Origin of the sequence: Cytobacillus sp. Hm23 (genome assembly GCF_051842895.1) — a bacterium.
Classification (GTDB): Bacteria; Bacillota; Bacilli; order Bacillales; family SM2101; genus Nanhaiella.
On the sequence record NZ_JBPXRQ010000012.1, the window covers coordinates 115,435 to 141,563 of the forward strand.

A 26,129-nucleotide genomic window follows, 5' to 3' on the forward strand; every position below is an offset into this window, starting at 1 on the left:
TAAATGGTATATTTAACTTTAGTTTGACATTTTAACAATCTTTATATATCATTTAGATATATAACTTTTAGATATATATAATCGGATTTGAATTGAGGTAATTGTATGTCAAGAGAGAATAAGACGATGTACACACTTTTAGGCTTGTTAATGTATTCACCTTTAACTGGGTATGAAATAAAAAGGACCATTGAGAGTAGTATCAAGCATTTTTGGCAGGAAAGTTATGGACAAATCTACCCAACCCTTAAGAAGCTAGTAGATCAGGAACTTGCAGTTGTACATATTGAAAAAGTAGAAGGAAAGCCCGATCGAAAAGTTTATACGATTACTGAGCTAGGAAGGCAAGAGTTCATAAATTGGCTGGAAAAACCGATTGAAAAAATTCCTATCCATAAAAACGAATTATTACTAAAGGTTTTTTATGGTCAATATCTAACTGTAGAACAAAATATTGAACAGATAATTCAATACCGACAAAAAATGGAAGATATTTTAAAAACTTTAAATACTACTGAGCAATTCTTAATATCAAGAAAAAAGGACGATCCTCACTTTGATTATTGGATGCTTACTTTATCACATGGACAATCAATCGTAAAAGCAACAATACAATGGTGCGAAGATAGTATGTACATATTATCCAATAAATAATCTTTAAAGCTTAGCAATAAGATGAAGATATTTTTTCCACCTGATTCTCCAATATTTCACTATTATTATTTAAGGCTCTTTCATTATCAGATTAGTGCTAGAAAAGTGGCTTTATGTTATTCGTCATCGATGCACAGAGGAAAAGATGCCACGAACATTAGATGTATACGTGCTTATACCTAAAACGAAAAACAACAATAAGCTTTAAAAAAATAAGTAACAAAGCTTACATCTTTTTGTAAACTTTGTTACTATTGATGCTTAAGTTGTACAATAACATCAGCTATTTTTCAAATGATAAGCTACGATGAAAATATGAACAACAACTTACTATAGACAGCTGTATAATAAGTTATTAGTTAAAAGTTATTTTTTGGACATTACTTTCATCTAACTGTTTAATAACTTCTACAACTAGCTTAATAGTGTTTTCGTAATCATCACGATGAAGCAATGCAGCATTTGTGTGAATATACCGAGTAGGGATTGTTATTGTGAGTGTAGGAACTCCTTTGCCAGTTAAATGAATTGCACCCGAATCAGTTGTGCCACCAGTAATTAGATCAAATTGATAAGGAATATTATAAGCTTCAGCAATATTTGTTACGAAATCTCGTAAGCCCTTGTGCGCTATCATTGATGAATCATACAATATTACTTGAGGACCTTCTCCCATTTTTCCTACAGCTTCACTTTCATTAACGCCTGGTGTATCACCAGCGATTCCTACATCTACACTTATTGCGATATCAGGTTGAATCATATGCGCAGACGTTTTAGCACCACGTAACCCTATTTCTTCTTGAGCTGTTCCAACCCCATAGAAAACGTTAGGATGATTCTCAATGTCCAATCTCTTCATTACTTCAATCGCTACGGCACACCCAACTCTGTTATCCCACGCTTTAGCAAGAAGCATTTTTTCATTTTGCATCACTGTAAATTCTGTATGAGGAACAATTTGATCACCTGGACTAATCCCCCATCCAACTGCTTCTTCCTTGCTTGAAGCACCAACATCAATATACATATTTTTAATGTCGGCTGGCTTCTTTCGTGCTTGTACAGAAAGAAGGTGAGGAGGTTTCGAACCTATTACACCTGTTATGTCACCTAATTTAGTTACGATAGTCACTCGTTGTGCGAGCATTACCTGAGACCACCAACCACCTATGGTTTGGAAACGAATAAAACCATTTTTATCAATTTGTGTTACAATAAAGCCTACTTCATCTAAGTGGGCTGCTAACATTATTCTAGGTCCTTTTTCCATACCCGTTTTTCTCGCAACTAAGCTTCCTAAACCATCTATTTTCACTTCATCGGCAAATGGGGATATGTACTTCTCCATTACTTCACGTACTTCTCGCTCATTTCCAGAAATTCCTTTTGCATCTGTTAAATCTTTTAGCATCATTAACGTTTCATCTAATTGCTTCGTCATATATATCCTCCTATACTACAATTACCACCCATAAAACTATTCTGTACTATTTAATAAAAAAATTATAACAAATTAAAATATATTTGAAACCTTTTTAAATTTCATTCGTATAGATAGCAAACTATATTGTGTGAGGGTGTTGAACATGTTTGTATTATTCATTCGTCTTGCTATCATTGTACTTCTTATTTTTATTATATATAGAATGGTCAAATACGTTTTAAATCCTAAAAGAAAACTTGAACTGGCACACGAGCAAAAAAAATATTTCTTATTAGATAATCCAAATAACGTTCATAAAAACTTTCTGTTAACATACCAAGGGGTCCTTTTTGAAGGTGAGAAGTATTTAGGGACAACCGATAAAGCGTTTGAGGTCGTATCAATGTTTGTGTGGGCAAAAGATGTATCAAAGTTACAAGGGCTCAATCGTGACGATTTTTTAATTATTGAACAGCACTTAAAAATGCACTATCCAAATGCAAAAATCGATTGGAAAAGTCCTATTAAGGAATTTTTAAATTAGACTTTTATGTTGCTATTTTTTCTATATTAAACCTTTAGATAAGGAGAGGTCTATTGTTTTATTGTAGAAAAGATGCCGTGAAACTAGTAGTGCAAACACATTCATAACAAAACAATAACGGTACTCTTTAATCCAAGCGGAGTAAATCGTATTATTGAATTTTTTGAACTGAAGTGAAACTTGCTGGCGGGCTAACTGACATACAGTTTGGTCACTCAAAAATAAAGGTAACTGAACGCAGAAGTTACCTTTATTTTTATTTTTCTGAAAAAAATTCTCCCCACTTAATGATCACTTGCTTTTCCCTTAAAAGATAAAATAATAAAGTTAATGATAACAAAATTGTAATAATTAACGTTGGAGAAAACTGTTTCATAAACTGGCCAAAAACTGTGTAAAATAAGGCTACTGGAATATTTGCCATTACTGAGAACTTTAAATAGTCTTTGAAGTTTTTGGATATTTCTACTATACATAACGATAACAAATGATAATGAATAAAAGGAATTAAGCGCAATATTGATATTTGAGCAATTGTAAAATTCACATGATCTCCTAACCATTTCTTTTTTAAAGATAGCACTTTTTGAAATACTTTAGGGATATATTGAAATAAAATAAAAAACATAATACCCGCCATTGATAAACCAATGATTGAATACACCGTTCCTAAAACAGCTCCAAACAACACTCCACCTGCTATACATACAATCGGTACTGGTATAAAAATAAATTGTCGAACCAAATGAAAAAAAATAAAAACAATCGGAGCCATGTAACCGCTAGAATCAGTAATAACAAATAACATTGTCATAGCTTCATTCACAAGCTCACCCCATCGATCTATGCTGCACAACTATTAAGTGCAAGAGGATATTTATCTTTGGTTTTGATTCTAAAGGCATCTAAAATGTGAACGACAATAGAAGTGCTATTTCATGATATACTTTACAAGTAGCAATTATGACAAAACAACTAATATTGATGTAAAAATCAATAATTGGGCCATTGCTACTATAGGAAGTCCAATAGTAAATATTTTATGTTTTGTTTTATGTCTATGGTGGTACATTCCTATCCATAAACCGAAAGCTCCTCCAACAAACGCGGTATACCAAAGTGACTTCTCTGAAATTCTCCACTTTTGCTGTTTTGCTTTCCTTTTATCAATATACATGACAACATATCCAATTAAATTTAGAATTACATATAAAAGAAAAAATACCTCTTTCATTCATTCTCCCTCCCTCTTACAAACTGCCAAGTACCTCCAAATTAACTTAAGAACAGTCCACGTCCTGCAGTCAACGGTGGAATGTCGTCATCTTGACTCCATCGACCAACACTTGAGTCATTTAACTTAGATTCGTTTTACCTAACCACTAGATTTACCGACATATAGCATTTAAAACTTTGAAAAATATATACTTTCTCATCTCGTAAAAAGGCCATTCTCAACGTATGAGAATGACCTTTTTTTCATTATTTATTTAAGCTGTTTTTTGCAACAGTAGCTAACTCAGCAAATGCTTTTTCATCATGAATAGCAAGATCAGCTAGCATTTTACGGTTTACTTCAATACCAGCAATTTTCAAACCGTTCATCATGCGGCTATATGAAAGACCATTCATACGTGCTGCTGCGTTAATACGAGTGATCCATAGCTTACGGAAGTCACGTTTTTTCTGACGACGATCACGGTATGCATACATTAATGATTTCATTACTTGTTGATTAGCAACTTTATATAATGTATGTTTAGAACCGTAATATCCCTTAGCTAATTTTATTACTTTTTTACGACGTTGACGCGTCACTGTACCGCCTTTTACTCTTGGCATAGTAGTTTCCTCCTAAAATCGATAAGATGATCAAAATATCAGGAGAATTAAGCTTTAGATAAGTGTGTTAGCTTACTTTCACTCTTCGTGAATGCTATACACTAATCATCGGCTTGTTCTTCTCCACTAATTTGAACTCCCTGTATATAAAACGAATTATTTTAAGTTATCAAGTAAGTGACGAATACGTTTGTAATCGCCTGAGCTTACTAATGTACCTTTACGTAGTTTACGTTTTTGCTTTGTAGATTTGTTAGCAAATAAATGGCTAGTATAAGCGTGTGAACGCTTCAGTTTCCCTGATCCAGTTTTCTTAAAACGCTTTGCAGCGCCACGATGAGTTTTCATTTTAGGCATAAGGTGTTCCTCCTCATTTCATTACTTTTCATTATTTGGTGCTAATATTAAAAACATGCTGCGCCCTTCCATTTTGGGCTTTGATTCAACTACACTTATATCATTACAAGCTTCTGAAAAGCGATCTAATACACGTTGACCAATTTCTTTATGCGTAATTGCTCGCCCTTTAAAACGAATTGACGCCTTAACTTTGTCTCCTTTTTCAAGGAACTTACGAGCGTTACGAAGTTTTGTGTTAAAGTCATGCTCTTCAATAGTTGGACTTAAGCGAACTTCTTTCAGACTAATAACTTTTTGATTCTTGCGTGCTTCTTTATCTTTTTTCTGTTGTTCAAAACGGAATTTTCCATAGTCCATAATACGACAAACTGGCGGTTTCGCGTTTGGAGCAACTAAAACTAAATCAAGATTCGCTCTGGCTGCAATTTCTAATGCTTCATGCTTAGATTTAATTCCAAGCTGATCACCATCTTTACCAATTAAACGAACTTCACGAGCACGTATGCTCTCATTGACGAACATATCCTTGCTAATAAGTAGCCACCTCCAAGGTTTTTTAAACACATTATTTGAACTATTGTGTACTCTACAACAATTGACAAGTATTGTTCCAATTTAATCATGGATAAATTATGACCAATCATGCAAAAAAGTGTGAGTACACAAGGCACCCACACTTTACGATTTTTTAGTAAAGACACATATCGTATACCTGGCAACTGCAAACATGCGTCAAACAGGTGAGAAGCGGGTGCTTCTTCTTTTTAACAAACAAGTATTCTTTTTTCACCTTAGCTATTCTATCATTAACAATTGATTATGTCAAGAAAAAGAATATTAACAAGCAACGTTTATTATTCTATCAAATTCCATTTTAATATGCAACATGAAAATATTAGTACTTAACGATTAGCCTCTTTTGTCAATCCTTCTAAAAATTCAACAAATGGAACTGTCTCAGACTTCTGTTCTCCATATTTTCGCACATTCACTGCTTTTTCACTAATTTCATTATCACCAACAACAAGCATATAAGGAACTTTTTGCATTTGGTGCTCACGGATTTTATATCCTATCTTTTCATCACGTTCATCTAATTCAACCCGGAACCCTTGAGCTTGAAGCTGTTCCTGTACCTCTTTGGCATATGCTAGGTGAACATCAGGAGAGACTGGAATGACCTCAACTTGTACAGGAGCTAACCATGTAGGGAAGGCTCCCTTGTACTCCTCAATTAAAAATGCTACGAACCTTTCCATTGTAGATACAACCCCACGGTGAATAACAACTGGGCGATGCTGTTTGCCATCTTCACCAACGTAAGTGAGATCAAAACGTTCAGGTAATAAAAAGTCAAGTTGTACAGTTGATAAAGTTTCATCTTTACCTAATGCAGTTCTAACTTGAACATCAAGCTTTGGTCCATAGAAAGCCGCTTCTCCATCTGCTTCATAATACTCTAATTGTAGATCATCCATCGCTTCTTTTAGCATACTTTGTGCTTTTTCCCACATGACATCATCGTCAAAATATTTTTCTTTATCTTCAGGATCCCGATAAGACAAACGGAAGGAATAATCATTAATACCGAAGTCTTTATATACTTCTTGAATAAGTCGGACAACACGAATAAATTCATCTTTGATTTGATCAGGCCTAGTAAAAATATGAGCATCATTTAATGTCATACCCCGAACACGTTGTAACCCGGATAAAGCACCTGACATTTCGTAACGATGCATCGTACCTAGTTCAGCAATTCGAATTGGTAGTTTTCGATAACTATGAATTTCATTTTTATAAATCATCATGTGATGTGGACAATTCATCGGTCTTAATACTAATTCTTCATTATCCATTTCCATCTTCGGAAACATGTCTTCTTGATAATGATCCCAGTGTCCAGATGTCTTATATAAATCTACACTCCCTAATACTGGAGTATAGACGTGTTGATATCCTAACTTTTCTTCTTTATCAACGATATAACGCTCAATTACTCTTCGAATAGTAGCACCTTTTGGTAGCCATAATGGTAGTCCTTGTCCTACAGTTATTGAATTAGAAAATAAGTTTAATTCTTTTCCTATTTTTCGATGGTCGCGCTCTTTTGCCTCTTCTAGAAAGCGTAAATGTTCCTTCAACTCTTCTTTTTTAAAGAAAGCTGTTCCATAAATACGTTGAAGCATCTTATTTTTACTATCACCACGCCAGTATGCTCCAGCGATGCTTAGCAGCTTAAATTCTTTAATTTTGCTCGTAAATGGAACATGAACTCCTCTGCAAAGGTCAAAAAATTCGCCTTGCTCATAAATTGATACAGTCTCACCTGCTGGAATATCATTTATTAACTCAAGCTTTAGATTATCATCTATTTCTTCAAAACGCTTAATTGCCTCTTCACGACTCACTTCATGGCGTACAATTTCAATATTTTCATTTACAATTTTTTTCATTTCTTTTTCTATTTTTTGTAAATCGTCTGGACGAATAGATTCTTCCATATCAATATCGTAATAAAATCCATTTTCAATTACTGGACCTACACCAAGCTTCACATTTTTATAAAGACGTTTGATCGCTTGTGCCAATAAGTGGGCTGTACTATGACGTGAAATTTCTAGCGCCTCATCCTCACCTTGTGTAATGATTGAAATATTACCATCTTGTAAAATTGGTGATCGAAGATCAATATGCTCACCATTTAATTTTCCTGCAATTGCCTTTTTCTTTAACCCAGGACTTATGGATGCCGCAATATCTTCTGTCGTGATTCCTTTTTCATACTCCTTAATAGCTCCATCTGGAAATGTCATGTTAATCATTTCTGACATCCTACTCACTCCTTTTTCATCATTTAATGTAATTAACCTCAAGAACAACAAACCAATGCGGAAAACAGGAAAACAAAAAAACCCATCCCTAAAAAAAGGGACGAGTTTGGTCTCGTGGTTCCACCCTTGTTTCTTACTTATCTGCATGCAAAAATAGATAAAGTAAGCTCAAGACATAGATAACGGATATCCCGCCAGTAATTAATAGATTGAAACAATCGTTCACTACTGAAGTTTAGAGGTGGTAAGTATATTTTTCGTGTTAGGAAGATTTCAGCCGTGTCTTCCCTCTCTATAAACCGTAAAAATGATACCCATGTCCTCATCATAACCTTTAAAGATGTTGTTCAAAAATTATTTATGTAGGTAATTATATTTTTATTAGTGTCGAAAATCAAGCCCATTGTACAAATATTTTTCTGTCGATTATCTATTGTAGTGACTTAGTTGCTGGAAATCTTGTTTTGGATAGATCTTTACACGTTCTTGAAAAATATTGTGAATGGTTTGTATTAAACTATGATCAATTTCATCACTATAAATCATTACTGATTGTGGTGCTAGCGATACAAGAGGTGCAATCACAGATGAATCTATGTAAATAGATTGCGAAATCATCATCTTTCGATCTATTTGTTTCGCTAAATCTTCCCTTTGTAATTGTTCATATTGATCATTAAAAAAATGGAATAAATGCCCATTATCATGTAAAAGATGGACCTTGGAATAAATCGCTTGTCGTACATGTAGTAAGTCACGTAATGTTTGAATAAAATTTTGATATTCCTGCTCAAGCTTATACTCATCTATAGCTAGTTCGGTGTATTCCAATAATTGTTGAAAATATTTCTTTAAGCGAAAACGGATAAAAGAATCGAATGAAAACGATATAGATTCGTGCAAAAAATCTTCTAATGATTGTCTAATAAGTGTTATTCTAGATTGAGCACATTTCATAGCTGGGAGATCATTCCTCTCCCCATTAAATATTGTATGTGCTATCTCGATTATTTGTCTTTGTTCGTCCGTATTTTTAAAATAAAATGAATTTACAATAAATGATTGTAACCACTCATCCTCCTTTTTATCAATTATGTAATTTAGGAGCACAGGGATAACAAGCATATCTATGATCTTTTTCATATCTTTGTCAGGGCCAATTTTAACTAAATGGGCAAAATCATATGTAATTAGAACTGAATGGTCAGCTCCACTGTTTAACCTCTCACACACTTCACTTGCATCTAATTTATTTTGAAAATAAATTTCAATCAAGTTTGTCCCCCCTTTTGCCAACACCTGTTTATATATATATGGGGGATTTGATTATTTTAGAAGTTTCATTTTCGCTGTTTATAAGAAAGGCCGTTTTCCTATTAATTTAGTACTTGTCATTCTACGATATAGCGAATTATACAATTTAAATTTTTTCCTAGAACCCTTTACAGTCACGTATAACACCGTATTGCTGCTTTATGCTTGTAAAGACCATCAGAGACGAAATTCACTTTAAAAGATTCCCAATAACTAGTGCAATAGCACAACGTATATATACATCATCGTGACAACTGTGGGTTTTTCATACTAAGAAGGTGGAAGGGGGCTTTGTGGTAAAAAACAATAAAAATGCTTAATTAAACAATTAAATAAAAACGGCGTATCCATAGTAAGGATAGCCGCAACAGTTCAATTCTTGTCGTATCTTCTATTTTTCCCAGTAATTTCTACAGGAATTGTTAAATATTTGATTCGTTCCATAATCCTTGCTGCTTTCAGCTTTTCTTCTTCCCCTCGTTGAGAATAAGATAGATGGTGCTGAAGTTGATCATAACTAAAATTGGATGTAAAGAATGTAGGTAGGTTCTCAAGCATACGATACTGTAGAATTGGTCCTAAAATCTCATCACGTGTCCAGCTTGTCATTGATTCAGCTCCAATATCATCAAGCATAAGTACCGACACCTTTTTTACCACTTCAATTTTATTATTTAACGATTGATCCTGAAATGAACCTTTCAGTTCACGTAAAAATTCTGGGAGATATATTAGCATTGTAGATACGTTTTTACTTGCTAAATCATTCGCAATGGCCCCTAAAAGATATGTTTTACCTACTCCAAACGGACCATGAAAGAATAAACCTTTCCCACGGTTCTTGTCTTTATCATACTTTTCTATGAAGTCTTGTATTAAATGAACAGCTTTTAGTCTACTGTTATCATCTAAAGCAACTTGATCAACAGTAGCTTGAAGTATTTCACTTGGGATATTAATGGACTGTATAAGATCTTGTTGCTTTTTTTGCTCATCGTATTTTATTTTTTTATTACATTTATCATACTGTAAATCAATTGAATTCCCACTAATAATTAATGTTGGCTCGTACCCTTTAATCATATTGGAACACCGGTCGAAAGATATACATTTCTGACAATTTTTCGACTGGGTAATATATTCATATAATTTATTTAAGCTACGGTCAATCATATCTCCTGTTACTCTATCATGATGTTGATTTAAAAATTGTTGAATATCAGGATTTTGGAGTATTTCATTTTTCATCTGATTTAAACGTAGTTGAAACTTATCATTTTGGAACAACTTAGACATCGTTTCGTTAATTCGCTCCACTATGCTCCCCTCTTTTCCTATTTTGAATTTCCTTTATATTTCTTAATTCGCTCCTGAAGCTTTTGCCTTTCCTTTTCAAAATCCACTTCTTCCACTTTTTCTTCACTTACCTGATCCTGATCCTGCTTCTCTTCAACAAACCAATCAGGTAACATTTCTTTTCGAACTGGTTTTCTTGCAGGCGAAGATCGTTTTTTGTTATTCGAATTTGCCCATGTTTGATATTGGCGATGCTCCTGCTTGGCTAACTCCATCGCTTGTTTCACGGTTTTAATATTTTTCCTTGACCAATGACTAGCTATCTTTTCAACGTAGCCTCTTGTGAGCTTCATGTCAGTACGAAGCAACACATAATATATTAAGACGTTCACAACTCCTGGTAATAATTTCTGATTCACCATTACATCTTCTATAATTTGAAGGTCAGCAGCTGATGGTACAGAGCCATCCGCAAGGTCCATCAAAACCTTCTTTGGTGATATTAATTCAAGTTGTTTTATCAGTTGATCTTCCTTTGTTTCTACTTGTTGATCATTCATTGTTCTTTGTGTGATCGGTTGTACTTGCTCGACAATAGAAGGTAGCCGATCACCATTTTCAAATTTATACCAGTCTCGTGCTTCTTTGCGAAGTTTCTCTATATCAATTTTATCATCCATAGTTAAAGAGCTCATCGTAATTTTTTGCATTTCTATTGGGTCTATTTCATATAAAAACGATAGCTTTGTTATCATGTCTTTTACTTTATCAGTAATCGCCTTTTTGGGTACCATACTTTCGGATAGGCCAGCGAAAAATAAATTAAAATTAAATGTCTCTTGCAAATAAGTTGGTTCATTTTTTGCAGCATTATTAATATAGTTATTTCCTTCTTGAGGCAATAACTGTTCAATGATCTCATCGTTAGCATTAGATACCATTTCGGAAGGGTGGATAGATTTAAAAATTTCATTAAACGATTTTGTTATCGGTGTATATTGAATACTGTCAATCTGTTTGTCTGAAAAGAAACGTTTTAGCTTTGCATATTTATTTTTCCCAACTCTATTATACAAAAAAACATTTAATACTCCGTCATTAAAAAATTGATCAGGAGATAATGGTCGTTGCAGTTCATAAATAAAATGACGAACATCATTTTCTTTTTTCTCATATGTTTTTAATAGTCCAATTCCCTCAAGCTTAAGCCTTTGTCTAAAGATTTCATGTAAATTACACTGCATAAGCCCCATTAAACTATGGTGTGTAGATTCTTCACTCCACAATCTATTTTCTTCAAGTTCAGCCCATAGCGTCATAAATAAACTATACGCACCATTTTCAATTAATGGTTGATAGAGCAAGGTTATTATTTTTCGATCAAACTCTTGTAATATCGTTTTACAACTCACATAATATCGATCTACAGGAATTAATTCTTTCCAATGATGTTCCACTATATAACCTAACCTTTCATAGATATTCTCACTATTCCTATGTCCAATATATTAAAAAAAGAGCTTGAAGAATATTCTTAAGCTCCTATCTAAATTTCTTTTTTTATTAGTTCTTTTAATTCTTCTATAAAAACGTTGATATCTTTAAATTGTCTGTAAACGGAAGCAAAACGAACGTATGATACTTCATCAATTTTGGCCAATTTTTCCATGACCATCTCACCTATCATCTCGCTACCTACTTCGGAGTAACCTTGACTTCTTAAGTCCTTCTCAATGAAGTTGATGATCTCTTCTAATTGAGTTAAGGAAACAGGCCTTTTTTCACAAGCTTTAATAAGGCCACGTAGAATCTTTTCGCGACTGAATTCTTCTCTTGTTCCTTCTTTTTTAACAACGATAAGTGGGAGTTCTTCCACTTTTTCAAACGTTGTAACACGATATTGACACACTTCACATTCACGTCTTCTTCTTATAGCGCGTCCTTCATCTACAGGCCGAGAATCTAATACCCTAGTTCCATTATGTTGACAAGAAGGGCATTTCATACAATCAGCTCCGTTCTTTTCTTGCTGAGTTTTTAATATAGGCTGCTTTCTCATTAATTGTTACTTATCGTAATAAGCTGTTTTCGTATAGAATTTTGTTTTTCATATTAACGTATACATTTTTTCTTCTCTAAAGACTATGAAAAGCATATAATACATATCAGTTTCTCTAATGTAAGTATAAAAAGCAACAAAGTTTACGAAAAGAGCCTTAATGAAGAGAACATAGCTTTCCTTAGGTTTCTTGTTCTCTATACTCTAATGATATAAAAAGACGAAACTAAGTACAAGCATAAAAATAAAGAGGTATATTGCTATACCCCTTTTTTGTTCGAACATTTATATAATTGTTATAGAACTTTTAATTTTGATTTCTGCACTTGCACTGGACCCATTCCACGAGGTAATTCAATATTTTCACGTGATTCAGCACCTAAAGCTTCTGCAATATGTTGTGCAGCAACATTAGGGTCAATACGATCACCACATGTATAAACGTCTATGCTAGCATAACCATGCTCGGGAAAGCTGTGTATTGTTAAATGAGATTCAGAAATAATTACGACACCACTTACTCCATGAGGAGCAAATTTATGGAAAGCAACTTCTCTAACTTCAGCACCTGACTTTAATGCTGCATCAACAAAAATCTTTTCAATTTCATTGATATCATTTAACTTTTCAAAATTACAACCCCACAACTCAGAAATAACGTGTCTACCCATTGTTTCCATATGCTAGTCCCCCTTAAGCGATAAATATTATTCAGACATGAATTTCTTCTAACAGATATTTTTCATAACTACCACGGGGGAAAGTTAGTCCAAAGAGGTCCTAACCCTTTAAGTAGCTACAGTACCTAATCATCAAGAAGTTCACGAAAAATAGTATACTTTGTTTGTGTGATTTTTGCAACAACCTTTTCTATTTTTATTCGCGTAAGTTAAGGACGTATTTATTTGTGGTGATACTATTTACATTTTCCTTTTTAATAACAAATATCCGATAAAACTTGTGGAAATAACAAAAGCTGCACGTCAATTCCTCCAAAGTCTTTTGATTAATTGCAAACTTCCTAAATGTCTTCTTGCGGATTTCAACGGCAAGTATAAGACGAATTCTTGATCTTTGAATGGATATTTCACTGAAACTTCCATTAGTATTGTGTCATTGGTAGACACATTTTCCTTTCTCAGAAAAATGATGCTCATTACATCTCGTTATAATAAACAATATTTCCCTATCCGCTAATATTTTATGGCGAAAAGTTTATTGAGATTGTAACTAAATAATACATGAAATATAATTTTATCCCATTTCCTATTAATAGGAACTCAATTACATGCTTGTTATTTCTTAATATACGAACATCAATTCATATGAAAACGCATTAATAATTACTATCATCGTAAATGTTGTTATTGTTATCCAAGTGAACAGCTAGTAGTGGTTTCATACGATTGTTATCGTTTAATTGAAGGAATGATGCCAAGAACCCTAAAAGAATTAGTAGCTCAAAATAACTAGCTATACGGGGACAACCAAAGAAAAAAGAGTATATTTAAATAAACATACTCTTTGGCTATATAAACCATATCTTTATGCTATTTTTATCCAACTTTCATTTCTGTTTTTTTCATCATTTCACATGCTACATATTTAACTAAATCTACAACTCGACATGAATAGCCCCACTCATTATCATACCAAGCAAGAATTTTTATTTTCCGATTATTTAAAACCATCGTTGATAAACCATCAATGATCGAAGAATGGGGATTTGTATTGAAATCAACCGATACTAACGGCTCTGTTGTAAAATCAATAATCCCTTTTAAATAAGTATTAGATGCAATGATAAATGCATCATTTATTTCATCAATTGTTACATCTCTCTTTACATCCACGACTAAATCCACAAGTGATACGTTTGAAGTCGGGACACGTAACGCCATACCGTGTAATTTTCCTTTTAACTGCGGTAGAACAAGTGATAACGCTTTCGCAGCACCTGTACTTGTAGGAATAATTGATTGTGCACACGCACGGGCACGACGTAGATCTTTATGAGGATTGTCAATATTTTTTTGGTCATTCGTATATGCATGTACTGTTGTCATTAAACCACTTTCTATTCCAAATTGTTCATCAATTATTTTGGCAACTGGCGCCAAGCAATTAGTTGTACATGATGCATTTGAAATAACATCGTGCTCTTCTGTATTAAATTTATTCTCATTTACTCCCATTACGACTGTAATATCTTCATTTTTTCCAGGTGCTGTTAATATTACTTTTTTTGCCCCTGCATCTAAATGTAAGCTAGCTTTAGCTCGGTCATTAAATTGACCAGTAGCTTCAATAACAATATCTATATTAAGACTGCCCCAAGGTAATTCTTTTGGGTCACGTGTACTTAACAGCTTTATTCTTTTTCCATTTACGATGAGTGAGTCATTTTCTGCGACTACTTCACCATCAAATTTGCCATGATTCGTATCATACTTAATTAAATGTGCCAAAGTTTCAGCTGGATAGCTAGCATTTATTCCAACTATTTCTAATTCGCTGTTTGTCATCGCTTGACGAAATACCATTCTTCCAATTCTTCCAAAACCATTAATCGCAATTCTTGCATTCATAATATTACTCCCCTCGAAAATAATGTTATACTTTTCATTACATTCGTGTAATTAGTATAACATAATTATCTAGAATTGTGATAATTAAAATACACATATTTTTTTCCAATATACAAAAAGACCCCCTACCTTTAAATCTACTGATAAGAAGTGGGGGCAAATGTTCTCTAAACTTATGTTCTTTTCGTAAACTATGTTGGTCATAAACTAGTAGTGGCTTTATGTATATTATAGACAGTAAACGCGGAGTGAATGAGGAGAAAATTCTACTCACCTCATTGAAAATCCAACGCATATCCTATAACGGGAAAGCCTTGAATCAAACTAAGATTGATGAGCTTGTTAATCAGAGAATATTTGTATATTCCAGTTTCGGAGGAGTTTATGGAGTTTTTCCTCAGTATTTAATATGGAACCATTATTATTTAACACCGCACTAGCTAAAGGAATTTTTTCCTTTAGAGGCATTTGCGAATTAATTCTAGCCTCAGCTTCGTGCTTAGGGTAGTTATTTCTTTGCATTAGTCTATGTAATTGAACATCAGGGTCCACATATACAAGTAGCGTTTTGTCGACCATATCAGTTAATTTGCTTTCAAACAATAACGGTATGTCTAAAATAACCACTTGTAAGCCTTGTTTCAAATATTCATTCTTTCTTTCAAGCATCTTTTCACGTACAGCGGGATGAACGATACTGTTCAATTGTTGCCTTTTATCTTCATCATGAAAGATAATGTTACCTAGTTTCTCTCTATCTAACTCTCCATTAGGTTGTGTAACCTTTTCTCCAAATGTTGCAATAATTTGTTTATATGCAGATCCACCAGCTGTGACTACTTCTCTCGCAATAATATCTGCATCAACTATAGGAAAGTCAAGTTTTTCAAGCATTTTTGCTACTGTGCTTTTACCGCTTGCTATTCCTCCTGTTAATCCTATGATAAGTGTCATTACCGATCCCCCATTTTCTGCAAGTATATTATATATTCGGAATGGGTAGTAACCCCATTCCCCTTAGTTTTAACGTTATAACTTCCATATTCCTAAGACAATTAAAATAACTCCTGGTAAAAAAGAGAATTTTTTTACCCATGTTATTCCTGAAAATAAAATACCACTTTTTAACCCTAATGATAAAAAAAGCATGCTCATCAATGCAACCGAAGCAGCCATTAACATCGGGGAATAGCCTAAAAGAGCTGCTCCAAGCCCTGCACCAAACGCATCTAACGAAAGGGCTGCACCGAGTAAGAATGCTTCAATACCAGTAATTGTTCCCGATTTGTCAAGATCAGCCGCCATCGGCTTTCTAAGAATATTAATAACTACGCCTAACGATCTTATTTCCAAGTTAAATAATATCTTTTCTTCATTCTCATCTAGCATATTTTTCGCAGGACGAAAAAACTGGAATAATACCCAAGCACCTATACATACAAGTACTACTGCACCAATTTTTTCAGCAATGCTTGGAGATAGTATCATTGAAATCATATTTCCAAAAAACATTGCTACACTTAATGTAATTGCTGAACAGAATGCAATGATAATAATTGACTTTATTGGCAAACTCATTTTTCTCAAGCCATAAGTGAAGCCAACAGTAAAACTATCTAAACTAACTGCAAAAGCTAAAATTATGAGCGACATATATTGAACCATTGCATGAGCTCCTTCCGATTTAGCTACAGTAGTATATGGAAGAAGCCCATCCAAAGTTCAAAAAGAAGCTCTATGTTTTTTTACAGCTGTTTTTTCGAACACGTATTTGGTAAGATTTCGTGGCATCTTTTCTATTCGTAAAATTACTAAGCTCTCATTAACTCATCATGATGTCCATTTTTAGTAAAAATAACAAAATACTTACGACAAGAGCCATTTACAGCTGTTTTTGCATCGGTTGTTGCTTGTCATACAAAAAATATACACGTATTTGGTAAGATTTCGTGGCATCTTTTCTTCTATATATTGACGACTGTTGCGTGTAACTGCATCTTAATCTTCTATTTTACGAACAATAACAACAAAGTTTATGAAAAAGAGCCTTTTGTACAGCTGTTTTCACGATTGATTGCATGTAAAAAGCCAAATATGCTTGAAAACATAATCAACTTTTTGCTTGACAGTTAGGGCAATAAAATGATGAACGCTGATCTATTTTTAGATTTTCAATAGAACTTCCACATTCAGGACAAAAGTCTTTATTATAAACCATATGTAGCTCTTGGAATGTCCCTTTTTTCCCTTCGGAATTTACATAATCTCTTATAGATGAACCTCCTAGCTTTATTGCAAGTTCAAACGTTTCTTTAATATGACCTAATAATTCTAACAGCTTTTCATCTGAAATCTCTTCAACAGATGTTAATGGGTTTAGCTTAGCTTTATAAAGACATTCGGATGCGTATATATTTCCCACACCTTGAATGACATTTGGTTGCATAATTACACGTTTTATCGGTTTATTAATAAAAGCTTTATTTCTTATTATTTCCAAAAAAAGCTTTGGAGCATCTTCAGAAGCTGGATCGGGACCAACCTCTTGAAGAGGTCGATAAGCGGTATACTCTTGTTCATTCAAAGCACCCATCCACCCAAATCTCCTTTGATCAGAATAAACCATTAATGACTCATCATTTAATTTAAATATGATATGAACATGTTTTCGATAATTTAGTGCAATTTCATTTAAGTTGTTTACATGAAAAATAGCACCTGTCATCCCAAGATGAGTGACTAAGTATAAGGTGGAAATATCAACTTGATTTATATTAAAAATTAAGTACTTTCCTTTCCTTTCAATTTTTTCTATACTTCCTCCTTCTAGTCGTTGAGAGAATGTTTCAACTTCTTGCCTTCCTATTTTTTTTAAGGGCATAGTAATCTTTGTATGTAAAACAGCTACCTCTGAAATTATTTTGCCTAGTACTTTGTGCTCTATAGAGTTTAAAACTTGTTGTACTTCAGGTCCTTCCGGAATGAGGAACTCCTCCTTTCAAACCATTCCCAATATGCTTTATCACTACTTTGCATCATACCATGTAGGGCCATATGAGTAATCAACCTTAAGTGGAACAGTTAATTCTACTGCACTCTCCATGACATCAGGAACAAGTTGTTTCAGTATTTCTATTTCTTCTTGTGGTGCTTCAAAGATTAATTCATCGTGTACTTGAAGTAGCAGCTTTGCTTCTAAACCCTCGTGGTGCAAGCGGTTAGCCATTTTGATCATGGCCAATTTAATAATATCGGCTGCACTTCCTTGAATTGGTGTGTTCATTGCAGTTCGTTCAGCAAAGCTTCTCACATTAAAATTCCTACTCGTTATTTCAGGAATATAACGTCTTCTTTGTAACAGGGTTGATACATAACCTTTTTGCTTTGCCTCTTGAATGATATCATCCATATAGTTTTTCACACCAGGGAAGCTATCAAAGTAACGCTGGATAAAGTTTGCTGCCTCTTTTCTAGTAATCCCAAGATTTTGAGATAGGCCATAGTCACTGATCCCATAAACAATTCCAAAATTCACAGCTTTTGCTTGTCTACGCATGTTTGATGTTATGTCATTTTCATTTACATGAAACACATCCATCGCAGTTTTCGTATGTATATCTAAATCTTGATTAAATGCAGCAATTAAATTAGCATCATTTGCAATATGTGCTAACACCCTTAACTCAATTTGTGAGTAATCTGCAGCAAAGATGACCCAATCCTCTTTAGAAGAAACAAAAGCTTGCCTAATTTTTCGTCCTTCTTCTAATCTTATTGGTATGTTTTGTAAGTTAGGGTCAATTGAACTCAATCTCCCAGTCTGCGTTAAAACTTGATTAAATCGAGTATGGATTTTGGATGTATCTTTATGTACAACCTTTAATAATCCATCAATATATGTTGATTTCAGTTTACCTAATTGTCGATAATGTAAAATTTCAGCAATAATGTTATGTTTAGTTTTTAGTTTCTCAAGAACGTCAGCAGAAGTAGAGTAGCCAGTTTTTGTCTTCTTAATAACAGGTAAGTTTAATTTCTCAAATAAAATAACACCTAATTGTTTAGGAGAATTAATGTTAAAGCTCTCACCAGCTAGTTCATATATTGCATTCTCTAAGTTAGATAATTGCTTCGTTAGCTCATCTCCCATTAGTTTAAGCTTGTCTATGTTCACATTTACACCGATTTCTTCCATTTTTGCTAATATAGAAGAAAGTGGCATTTCTAAATTGAGTAATAAATCTAATTGTTCATTTTCTTGCAAATCATTTATAAGCTGATCCTTCATTTTATATAGAGCATTTGCTTTACGTATGAGGTGTTCCATCAATTGTTGTTGCTCGGGAATTTTTCTCTTGGCACCTTTTCCATAAACTTGTTCATCAGTTAATATTTCTGACATACCATAACGTTTTGCTATACTTGTGACCTCATCATTCGTGTCGGAAGGATCTAATATATATGAAGCGATAATTGTATCGAAATCAATCCCTGCTAATTGTATGCCTTTCCAATGTAAAGAAACAATTGCCTTTTTTCCATCAAAAACTGTTTTCTTCATTTCCTCATTTTTTGCCCATTCTTTAAACATATTAGAACCTACTGCTACTTCTGTAGGAATAAAATATCGACCATTCGTATTTTCAATTGCAATACCTAAAATATCTCCCAAATGATAGTTTTCTTCTAATACCTCAACAACTAATGAACAATGATCAGCTAGCATATCTTGAGTTACCTCAGTAGCAACTGTAAATTCTATGTCTTTAAGCTCCTCTTGATTTACCTCCTCAGAGTAGCCAAGTTTCGATAACATTGATTCAAAACCTAAATCTTTATAAATGTCACTTACTTTTTCTTTATCTATACCCTTAAAATTAGCATCATTAACAGTGATACTAAGAGGAGCTTCACAGTTGATAGTAGCTAACTCCTTACTCAATACTGCAAGCTCTCTATGATCAGTTAATTTTTCCTTTAACTTTTTTCCACTTACTTGATCAATTGATGCAAGCACTTGTTCCACTGTTCCAAATTCTTTTAATAGCTTTAATGCAGTCTTTTCTCCAACTCCTGGTACTCCAGGAATATTATCTGAACTATCTCCCATTAAGCCTTTTAAATCGATGATTTGAGCAGGTTTAATACCATATTTTTCTGCAATAAACTCAGGTGTATACGCGTCAACATCGGTTATACCCTTACGAGTAATATTAACAGTAACATTACTTGTTGAAAGCTGGGTTAAATCTTTATCACCTGTGATGACTTTAACATTAAAACCATCCTGTTCAGCTTGTTTTGATAATGTGCCAATTATATCGTCTGCTTCATAATTTTCGAGTTCATAGCGGGTAATTTGATAGGCATCTAATAGCTCTCTAATAAATGGAAATTGTTCTGATAATTCTGGAGGAGTTTTTTGCCTTCCTCCCTTATATTCACTATAAGTTTCATGCCTAAAAGTCGTTTTTCCAGCATCAAATGCTACTAATATATGGGTTGGTTTTTCTTCATCAATAATTTTATTTAACATCATCGTAAAACCATATATTGCGTTTGTATGTATCCCTTTATTGTTGCTCAGTAAAGGTAAAGCAAAAAATGCACGGTATGCGATACTGTTTCCATCTATCAACACTAACTTGTTTTTATCCAAATAAAACCCTCCTCAACGCAAAAAAAGCCGTTATTCTTTCATTCTATTGTAGCATGATACAGAAAAGAAAGGAAAATAACGACTTTTTGATGTTTGTTATTGTAAATTGCCCATCAATAGATTTGCATAAGGTGAATCACTAGGAAGGATAATCATTGTCTCACCATTAATTGTCGTTTTATACGACTCTAAAGTTCGGAATAACTGATAAAACTCAGCATCTTTAGAAAATGATTCATTGTATATTTTAGCTGCTTCTGCTTCCCCTTCCCCTCGGATTACTTCCGCATCAGCCATTGCCTTAGATAAAATTTCTTTGACTACTTTATCTGTATTTGCTATTATACGATTTTTGTCAGCATCCCCTCTAGACAAATACTCCTGAGCAATCTTTTCACGATCAGATATCATTCGAGTGAAAACGGTTTGTTCATTTTCTACAGGTAAATCTGTTCTTTTCATTCGTACGTCAATCACTTGAATCCCGTAGTTATCACGTGCTAGCAACTCATTCACTTTTGCCGTAACCACATCGTTCAAACTACCTCTTGATGATTTTTCATCATTAATAACTTCATCGTAGTCTAGCTTCCCTAACTCAGCACGGACGACAGAATAAATGAACTCTCCCATCTTAGCTTCTGCACCTGCAACAGTTCTTGCATTTGCAATCATCAGCTTAGGGTTATCAATTTTCCATACAGAATAATTATCAATAATTAATCGTTTTTTATCTTTCGTATTAATTTCAGCTTCTTCCACATCATATATCATTTGATATTTAGGCAAAGTAGTTACTGTCTGAATAAAAGGGATTTTATAGCTTAGACCTGGTTCATCTTTATAATCTACTACTTCACCAAATTGACGGATAACTTTATATTCACCTTCTTTTACGATAAAAAGGTTACTTAATATAATTCCAACTAATACGAGTAATATAATTAGGAAAATTCCAGATGTTCTATATTTCTTCCAATCCAGGTTCCCTTTTCGCTGTTCATTAATATCAACTATGTTTTGATCACTCATTATTACCTTCACTTCCTTCCTGCTTGACTGGCGGTGTTTGACTCTCAAGTGGTTTAAGAGGTAAGTATTTTAATGTATTTCCATCATCATTCATAATATATAGCTGAGTGTTAGGTAACACTTGCTCTAATGTTTCGATGATTAAGCGTTGTTTCGTAATTTCTGGTGAATTTTTATATTCACTATATATTGAATTAAATAAAGCTACATCACCAACGGCTTTTTGAATTCTTGCCACCTTATCTCCTTCTGCATTGTAGATAATGGCGTCTTTTTCCCCTTCAGCTTCTTGCATACGCTTGTTTTCATATTTTTCTGCCTCATTGATCTTCGTATTCATCGTTTCTCTAGCATCAGTTACATTTGTAAATGCTTTTCTTACTTCATCATTTGGTAATTCAACATCTTGCAACTTAACCGCTAACACCGAGATTCCAATGTCGTATTTATCAACAAGTGATGTTAATAATTCAAAGACTTCTGCCTCAATTTCTGCTTTCCCAGATGTAAGAGCATCATCAATTGCTGAGCTACCGATAATGCTTCTTAGTGAAGCGGATGTAGTATTGTATAAAATTTGCTCAGGATCTAAAGAATTATATAAGAATTTTCCTGGGTTTGTTATTTTCCACTGAACGACAAGGTCTGCTAATACAATATTTTCGTCACCAGTAATCATCTTCGTATCATTGCGGTTTTCACGAATTACCTCATTGTTCCTTTCCTCATATCCAAACTGTAAACTAAATGTCTCCTTTGACAGCTTTTGAACATTTTGGATAGGCCAAGGCAATTTAAAATGAAGCCCTGGTTCACTAATACCTTCTTCTACTTTACCAAAAGTTAAAATAACTGCTTGTTCTGATTCATCAACGGTGTACCAAGACGTTAAAGCGCTCACACCTAACAGAACGACTAAAATTGCTAACCCTATAAATGAATATATCCTCTTTATACTAACCATGTCTCTCCCTCTCTTTCTTAGACCTTAATATGTAGTACGGTTTTAAACATAAAAAGGTTTCATATGCTTCCCAATTTTATTTTAACGGAATATTAACAAAGAAAATAGCAAAAACATCATAAAAACTCACAAAAAAAGAGAACATGTTTCCATGTTCCCAAAGATGGTTCCTTCTGGATGAAGGGGTTTTCATTATATATACTAGCAGAGTATTGTAAAGGTTGCTTAAACGCCCTGTAAATAAATTGTTAACATATCCCATGATGCTAACTGTACGCTAAACGTATTGTTTTTTCAATACTACTGTAAAAACCGTTCCTTCCCCAACCTTACTTTCGACCAAGATATGCCCATGATGCGCTTCTATAATATGCTTTACGATTGCAAGCCCTAATCCAGTACCACCAGAATTTCGACTACGATCCCTATCAACTCGGTAAAAACGTTCAAAAATCCGTGGAATTTCTTCCTCTTTTATACCTATGCCGGAGTCTATTATTTTGACAGATACCTCTTCTGCATTTTCAGCAATTGTAATATCTACCTTACCCTCAGGTCCAGTATAGACAATCGAATTTGATATTAGATTTATAAATACTTGCTTTAAACGGTCAGCATCCCCTGCCACAAATAAATTTGCTGTCGCTTCGGTATTCATAGTAACTTTAATATTTTTTTCATCAGCATTTCCAGCTAAAATGACCATTACTTCTTCAAGAAGTACCTTTATGTCAACTTGATCAATATTTAAAGTAAATCCATGTTGCTCAATTTTCGAAAGGTCTAGTAAATCTTGAATTAAGCTTTGCATCCTTTCACTTTCTTTCAATATGATGGACATAAAGTATTGCAAAGTGTTTTCGTCCTTCATTGCCCCATCTAGTAATGTTTCACTAAAACCTTTAATAGAAGTAATTGGCGTTCTTAATTCATGAGAAACATTTGCTACAAAATCCTTTCTCATTTGTTCGAGCATTTTTAATTCAGTAATATCGTGGAAAACTACAACGATACCTTTCCACTCATCATTATTTCCAATAATTGGTCCACCGTACACCTCAAAATGCTTTCGTTCAATTGAAATGGGTAGGAGTAATTGTTTTCTGACCTTTTCTTCAGTCATAAAAATTTCTTCAACGAGAGAAATCACTTCCTTATGACTAAAAGCTTCATAATAATATTTATACAAAAAATCATTAGAGTTTACTTGAAAAATTTCTGTAAAAGCTTTATTTACTAAATGAATGTAACCTTTACTATCAATTAAGAGTAAACCGCTACCCATATTTTCGATTAATGTTTGCAATCGATCCTGTTGCATTTCATGAGATTTTTTCATATCTTGGAGCGTACGAGCTAGAACATTGATGGACTGGCTTAACATTCCAGTTTCATCTAATTCACCTTCGTACGTCCTCGCTTTATAATTTCCTTTTGCTAGCTCCATTGCTACCTTAGTAGCTGATTCAAGCGGCTTTGTATATTGTGTTGTTATTTTAATAGCTAAAAGCATGATAATGACTAGCCCAACTCCAAGACTACTTATCACTAGTCCCCAAATTTGTGTGCTAATTTTGTCTATTGAGGCCTGAGACGTTGTTAAAATGATATAACCAAGTAAATTACCTTCTTTTAAGATAGAAATGCCGTATGAATATAAGGTTTCATCTTCGTTAGTTATATGAAATCCACTGTCATTTTCCTTATTTTTCTTAAGAAGATATAGTAGTTCTCCATTTGTTAATATATTGTTATTAGGATTTGATTGGTATTTCTCTCTACCTAGTTGATCCAAAATGGTGACTTCGGTGTTTAAAATCTCTCCTATCGTATTAGCCTTCTCGTTAATATTCGCGCTTTCAATCCCTTCTTCAGCTATAGCATATGCAGCCATTTTTGCATCCTTTTCAATCTGCTCGTAAAATGAATTATTATAATATGACTCAAATAATTGTCCTATAAATAGACCTAAGCCTAATAATACTGTGACGATTAATGAAATCAATGCAAAGAGAAGGCGAGATCGAAATTTAAGCATCTAGTTTAGGCTCCTCTAGTTTATAACCTAATCCCCGAATCGTTTTAATATATATTGGCTTCCTTGTGTTCATTTCAATTTTTTCTCTAAGGTGACTAACATGAACATCAACTATACGTGTATCTCCAGCAAAATCATAATTCCACACTGCACTTAGTAATTGATCTCTCGTTAAGACTCTTCCTTTGTTTTTGCACAAGTATAATAGTAACTCAAATTCCTTTGGTGTCAGTTCTAATTTCTCACCAAGAAAATACGCCTCATAGTGCTCTGGAATGATTTTTAAATTTCCAATGATGATTGCGTCTTGTTCTTCAACAGACTCACTATTGACTTGATTTGATATTTGCATCCGCCGTAAAATTGCTTTTACTCTAGCGACAACCTCTCTTGGACTAAAAGGCTTTGTCATATAATCATCTGCTCCTAGTTCTAAGCCAAGCACTTTATCAAATTCATCGTCCTTTGCTGTAAGCATTAAAATTGGCGTAAAAACCTTTTCTAATCTTAGTTGTTTACATACTTCAATACCATCAATTTGAGGTAGCATTAAGTCAAGAATGATTAAATCAGGCTTTTCGCTTATCGCTTTTTGTTTACCTGATTGTCCATCAGTCGCTACAATAACTTCATATCCAGCTTGCTGCAAGTTATATGTAAGTAATGTCACAATAGACTGTTCATCATCAACCACTAATATTTTTGTACTCATATGTACCTCCAAGTATACGTATTAAACCCCATCCATCACTCAGAACTCTGTTACATATTCAGTGTTTTTGTTTTCATATCCAGAATTACACACATCTTTCATTAAGGCTCTTTTCGTAAACATTGTTGCTATTGTTATCAAAATATTACTATAAAAAGTGGTTTTATAATGTTATTCATCGTTGTCCAGAAGAAAACATGCCACGAACGTTAGTTACCTAGGTGTTCGTTCTTAATACGAAAAACAATAATCAATGCGAAAACAGCCTTCAAATAACATTCGGTCATCTTTTCGAGTTAAGCAAACGAATTGAAACTCATCATACTTCGACTATTTGTTCTCATTTGTATATTATAGTACGAAAGTGTACGAAAAGAGCCTACATACATAAATTATAATCGATTAGAAATAGACAAACCAACTTTTTTTATTATAGGCTCTTTTCATAAACTTTGTTGCTTTCTTTCACTTTACGTATGAGTAACCTTGTGTCTGTCTCCTGAGAAAAAAGAGCCCTTCATTTACCTCTTCTTAAGAAAGGGCCTTTCACTATTTTTACTAGCAATGAACAGAATAATGTGTTTAAAAAACTCAATAACTTTTTAACAACAGAAAAGATGCCACCAACGCTAGAGTATACGTGCTTATATATAAGAATCAGTGCGAAAACATACTTATTATATTAAAAGGTTCTATAATAAATGTTGGGGTTTATACACAATTTGAGTGCATAAAAAAGAGCACGATATCACCCATTCTTTTATACTTGAGTTGTCGAGAAACAAGTATGAAATGGGGATACGTGCA

23 protein-coding genes and 2 other annotated features are annotated in these 26,129 nt (G+C 33.6%); of the genes, 2 read left to right on the forward strand and 21 right to left on the reverse strand.

Going from position 1 to position 26,129, the window contains the following annotated elements; translation table 11 throughout:
- Positions 1-105: 105 nt before the first annotated feature.
- The gene (locus ACSVDA_RS10110; RefSeq protein WP_485882877.1) at positions 106-654 is read left to right on the forward strand and encodes a PadR family transcriptional regulator; all 549 of its coding nucleotides are present in this window, start codon (positions 106-108) and stop codon (positions 652-654) included.
- 355 nt (positions 655-1,009) lie between these two features.
- Here the strand turns inward: ACSVDA_RS10110 and ACSVDA_RS10115 are convergent, their stop codons facing one another.
- Complete coding sequence (locus tag ACSVDA_RS10115; protein WP_485882879.1) at positions 1,010-2,098, reverse strand: M42 family metallopeptidase; 1,089 nt, start codon at positions 2,096-2,098, stop codon at positions 1,010-1,012.
- Positions 2,099-2,243: 145 nt separating this feature from the next.
- On the opposite strand from ACSVDA_RS10115, the gene ACSVDA_RS10120 reads away from it, so the two are divergent.
- Complete coding sequence (locus ACSVDA_RS10120) at positions 2,244-2,624, forward strand: sigma-w pathway protein ysdB (protein ID WP_485882881.1); 381 nt, start codon at positions 2,244-2,246, stop codon at positions 2,622-2,624.
- A gap of 256 nt (positions 2,625-2,880) precedes the next feature.
- Here ACSVDA_RS10120 and ACSVDA_RS10125 read toward each other — a convergent pair whose 3' ends face one another.
- From ACSVDA_RS10125 to ACSVDA_RS10220, 20 genes are all read right to left on the reverse strand, one after another.
- Positions 2,881-3,450 carry a TVP38/TMEM64 family protein gene (locus ACSVDA_RS10125; RefSeq protein WP_320207685.1) on the reverse strand — a complete coding sequence of 190 codons (570 nt, stop codon included), beginning with the start codon at positions 3,448-3,450 and terminating at the stop codon, positions 2,881-2,883.
- Between the two features lie 135 nt (positions 3,451-3,585).
- Complete coding sequence (locus tag ACSVDA_RS10130; protein WP_485882883.1) at positions 3,586-3,858, reverse strand: DUF1294 domain-containing protein; 273 nt, start codon at positions 3,856-3,858, stop codon at positions 3,586-3,588.
- A gap of 248 nt (positions 3,859-4,106) precedes the next feature.
- Complete coding sequence (rplT, locus tag ACSVDA_RS10135; protein ID WP_214481584.1) at positions 4,107-4,466, reverse strand: 50S ribosomal protein L20; 360 nt, start codon at positions 4,464-4,466, stop codon at positions 4,107-4,109.
- 156 nt (positions 4,467-4,622) lie between these two features.
- Positions 4,623-4,823: a 50S ribosomal protein L35 gene (rpmI, locus tag ACSVDA_RS10140; protein ID WP_214481585.1), complete on the reverse strand. Its 201-nt coding sequence runs from the start codon at positions 4,821-4,823 to the stop codon at positions 4,623-4,625.
- A 21-nt stretch (positions 4,824-4,844) separates the two neighbouring features.
- A complete protein-coding gene (gene infC / locus ACSVDA_RS10145) occupies positions 4,845-5,348 on the reverse strand; it encodes a translation initiation factor IF-3 (protein ID WP_214481693.1) in 504 nt (167 codons plus the stop codon).
- 118 nt (positions 5,349-5,466) lie between these two features.
- Positions 5,467-5,595 (reverse strand) — a sequence feature (ribosomal protein L20 leader region).
- A 133-nt stretch (positions 5,596-5,728) separates the two neighbouring features.
- On the reverse strand, positions 5,729-7,660 hold the full coding sequence (gene thrS, locus ACSVDA_RS10150) for a threonine--tRNA ligase (protein ID WP_485882886.1): 1,932 nt from the start codon (positions 7,658-7,660) through the stop codon (positions 5,729-5,731).
- A 93-nt stretch (positions 7,661-7,753) separates the two neighbouring features.
- Positions 7,754-7,998, reverse strand: a binding site (T-box leader).
- An 88-nt stretch (positions 7,999-8,086) separates the two neighbouring features.
- Positions 8,087-8,935, reverse strand: coding sequence for a putative sporulation protein YtxC (ytxC, locus tag ACSVDA_RS10155; protein ID WP_485882888.1), 849 nt, complete (start codon positions 8,933-8,935; stop codon positions 8,087-8,089).
- 411 nt (positions 8,936-9,346) lie between these two features.
- On the reverse strand, positions 9,347-10,291 hold the full coding sequence (dnaI, locus tag ACSVDA_RS10160; RefSeq protein ID WP_485882890.1) for a primosomal protein DnaI: 945 nt from the start codon (positions 10,289-10,291) through the stop codon (positions 9,347-9,349).
- Positions 10,292-10,308: 17 nt separating this feature from the next.
- Complete coding sequence (locus ACSVDA_RS10165; RefSeq protein ID WP_485882892.1) at positions 10,309-11,727, reverse strand: replication initiation and membrane attachment family protein; 1,419 nt, start codon at positions 11,725-11,727, stop codon at positions 10,309-10,311.
- A gap of 89 nt (positions 11,728-11,816) precedes the next feature.
- Entirely contained in the window at positions 11,817-12,275 is a 459-nt protein-coding gene (nrdR, locus tag ACSVDA_RS10170) for a transcriptional regulator NrdR (protein WP_320207679.1), read from the reverse strand.
- Positions 12,276-12,625: 350 nt separating this feature from the next.
- Complete coding sequence (gene speD, locus ACSVDA_RS10175) at positions 12,626-13,009, reverse strand: adenosylmethionine decarboxylase (protein WP_214481590.1); 384 nt, start codon at positions 13,007-13,009, stop codon at positions 12,626-12,628.
- 876 nt (positions 13,010-13,885) lie between these two features.
- On the reverse strand, positions 13,886-14,917 hold the full coding sequence (locus tag ACSVDA_RS10180) for a glyceraldehyde-3-phosphate dehydrogenase (RefSeq protein ID WP_485882894.1): 1,032 nt from the start codon (positions 14,915-14,917) through the stop codon (positions 13,886-13,888).
- A 342-nt stretch (positions 14,918-15,259) separates the two neighbouring features.
- Entirely contained in the window at positions 15,260-15,871 is a 612-nt protein-coding gene (gene coaE, locus ACSVDA_RS10185) for a dephospho-CoA kinase (protein WP_485882896.1), read from the reverse strand.
- Between the two features lie 75 nt (positions 15,872-15,946).
- The gene (gene ytaF / locus ACSVDA_RS10190) at positions 15,947-16,582 is read right to left on the reverse strand and encodes a sporulation membrane protein YtaF (protein ID WP_320207676.1); all 636 of its coding nucleotides are present in this window, start codon (positions 16,580-16,582) and stop codon (positions 15,947-15,949) included.
- 445 nt (positions 16,583-17,027) lie between these two features.
- Entirely contained in the window at positions 17,028-17,900 is an 873-nt protein-coding gene (gene mutM, locus ACSVDA_RS10195; protein WP_485882913.1) for a bifunctional DNA-formamidopyrimidine glycosylase/DNA-(apurinic or apyrimidinic site) lyase, read from the reverse strand.
- 42 nt (positions 17,901-17,942) lie between these two features.
- Positions 17,943-20,576, reverse strand: coding sequence for a DNA polymerase I (gene polA, locus ACSVDA_RS10200; protein ID WP_485882898.1), 2,634 nt, complete (start codon positions 20,574-20,576; stop codon positions 17,943-17,945).
- A 96-nt stretch (positions 20,577-20,672) separates the two neighbouring features.
- Positions 20,673-21,608, reverse strand: coding sequence for a protease modulator HflC (hflC, locus tag ACSVDA_RS10205; RefSeq protein WP_485882900.1), 936 nt, complete (start codon positions 21,606-21,608; stop codon positions 20,673-20,675).
- Positions 21,601-22,572, reverse strand: a complete 972-nt coding sequence (gene hflK / locus ACSVDA_RS10210) for an FtsH protease activity modulator HflK (RefSeq protein ID WP_320207673.1) — start codon at positions 22,570-22,572, stop codon at positions 21,601-21,603. Before hflK ends, hflC begins: the two co-directional genes overlap by 8 nt.
- A gap of 277 nt (positions 22,573-22,849) precedes the next feature.
- The gene (gene pnpS / locus ACSVDA_RS10215) at positions 22,850-24,610 is read right to left on the reverse strand and encodes a two-component system histidine kinase PnpS (protein WP_485882902.1); all 1,761 of its coding nucleotides are present in this window, start codon (positions 24,608-24,610) and stop codon (positions 22,850-22,852) included.
- Entirely contained in the window at positions 24,603-25,322 is a 720-nt protein-coding gene (locus ACSVDA_RS10220; RefSeq protein WP_485882904.1) for a winged helix-turn-helix domain-containing protein, read from the reverse strand. The genes pnpS and ACSVDA_RS10220 overlap by 8 nt, the downstream gene beginning before the upstream one ends.
- Positions 25,323-26,129: the final 807 nt, after the last annotated feature.

What these genes read in the sequence shown, in the direction of transcription:
- ACSVDA_RS10110 (WP_485882877.1), top strand. Translation starts at nt 106, where the DNA reads ATGTCAAGAGAGAATAAGACGATGTACACACTTTTAGGCTTGTTAATG.
- ACSVDA_RS10115 (WP_485882879.1), bottom strand. Translation starts at nt 2,098, where the DNA reads ATGACGAAGCAATTAGATGAAACGTTAATGATGCTAAAAGATTTAACA.
- ACSVDA_RS10120 (WP_485882881.1), top strand. Translation starts at nt 2,244, where the DNA reads ATGTTTGTATTATTCATTCGTCTTGCTATCATTGTACTTCTTATTTTT.
- ACSVDA_RS10130 (WP_485882883.1), bottom strand. Translation starts at nt 3,858, where the DNA reads ATGAAAGAGGTATTTTTTCTTTTATATGTAATTCTAAATTTAATTGGA.
- rplT (WP_214481584.1), bottom strand. Translation starts at nt 4,466, where the DNA reads ATGCCAAGAGTAAAAGGCGGTACAGTGACGCGTCAACGTCGTAAAAAA.
- rpmI (WP_214481585.1), bottom strand. Translation starts at nt 4,823, where the DNA reads ATGCCTAAAATGAAAACTCATCGTGGCGCTGCAAAGCGTTTTAAGAAA.
- infC (WP_214481693.1), bottom strand. Translation starts at nt 5,348, where the DNA reads ATGTTCGTCAATGAGAGCATACGTGCTCGTGAAGTTCGTTTAATTGGT.
- thrS (WP_485882886.1), bottom strand. Translation starts at nt 7,660, where the DNA reads ATGTCAGAAATGATTAACATGACATTTCCAGATGGAGCTATTAAGGAG.
- nrdR (WP_320207679.1), bottom strand. Translation starts at nt 12,275, where the DNA reads ATGAAATGCCCTTCTTGTCAACATAATGGAACTAGGGTATTAGATTCT.
- speD (WP_214481590.1), bottom strand. Translation starts at nt 13,009, where the DNA reads ATGGAAACAATGGGTAGACACGTTATTTCTGAGTTGTGGGGTTGTAAT.
- ACSVDA_RS10180 (WP_485882894.1), bottom strand. Translation starts at nt 14,917, where the DNA reads ATGAATGCAAGAATTGCGATTAATGGTTTTGGAAGAATTGGAAGAATG.
- coaE (WP_485882896.1), bottom strand. Translation starts at nt 15,871, where the DNA reads ATGACACTTATCATAGGATTAACAGGAGGAATAGCAAGCGGTAAAAGC.
- ytaF (WP_320207676.1), bottom strand. Translation starts at nt 16,582, where the DNA reads ATGGTTCAATATATGTCGCTCATAATTTTAGCTTTTGCAGTTAGTTTA.
- hflC (WP_485882900.1), bottom strand. Translation starts at nt 21,608, where the DNA reads ATGAGTGATCAAAACATAGTTGATATTAATGAACAGCGAAAAGGGAAC.
- hflK (WP_320207673.1), bottom strand. Translation starts at nt 22,572, where the DNA reads ATGGTTAGTATAAAGAGGATATATTCATTTATAGGGTTAGCAATTTTA.
- pnpS (WP_485882902.1), bottom strand. Translation starts at nt 24,610, where the DNA reads ATGCTTAAATTTCGATCTCGCCTTCTCTTTGCATTGATTTCATTAATC.
- ACSVDA_RS10220 (WP_485882904.1), bottom strand. Translation starts at nt 25,322, where the DNA reads ATGAGTACAAAAATATTAGTGGTTGATGATGAACAGTCTATTGTGACA.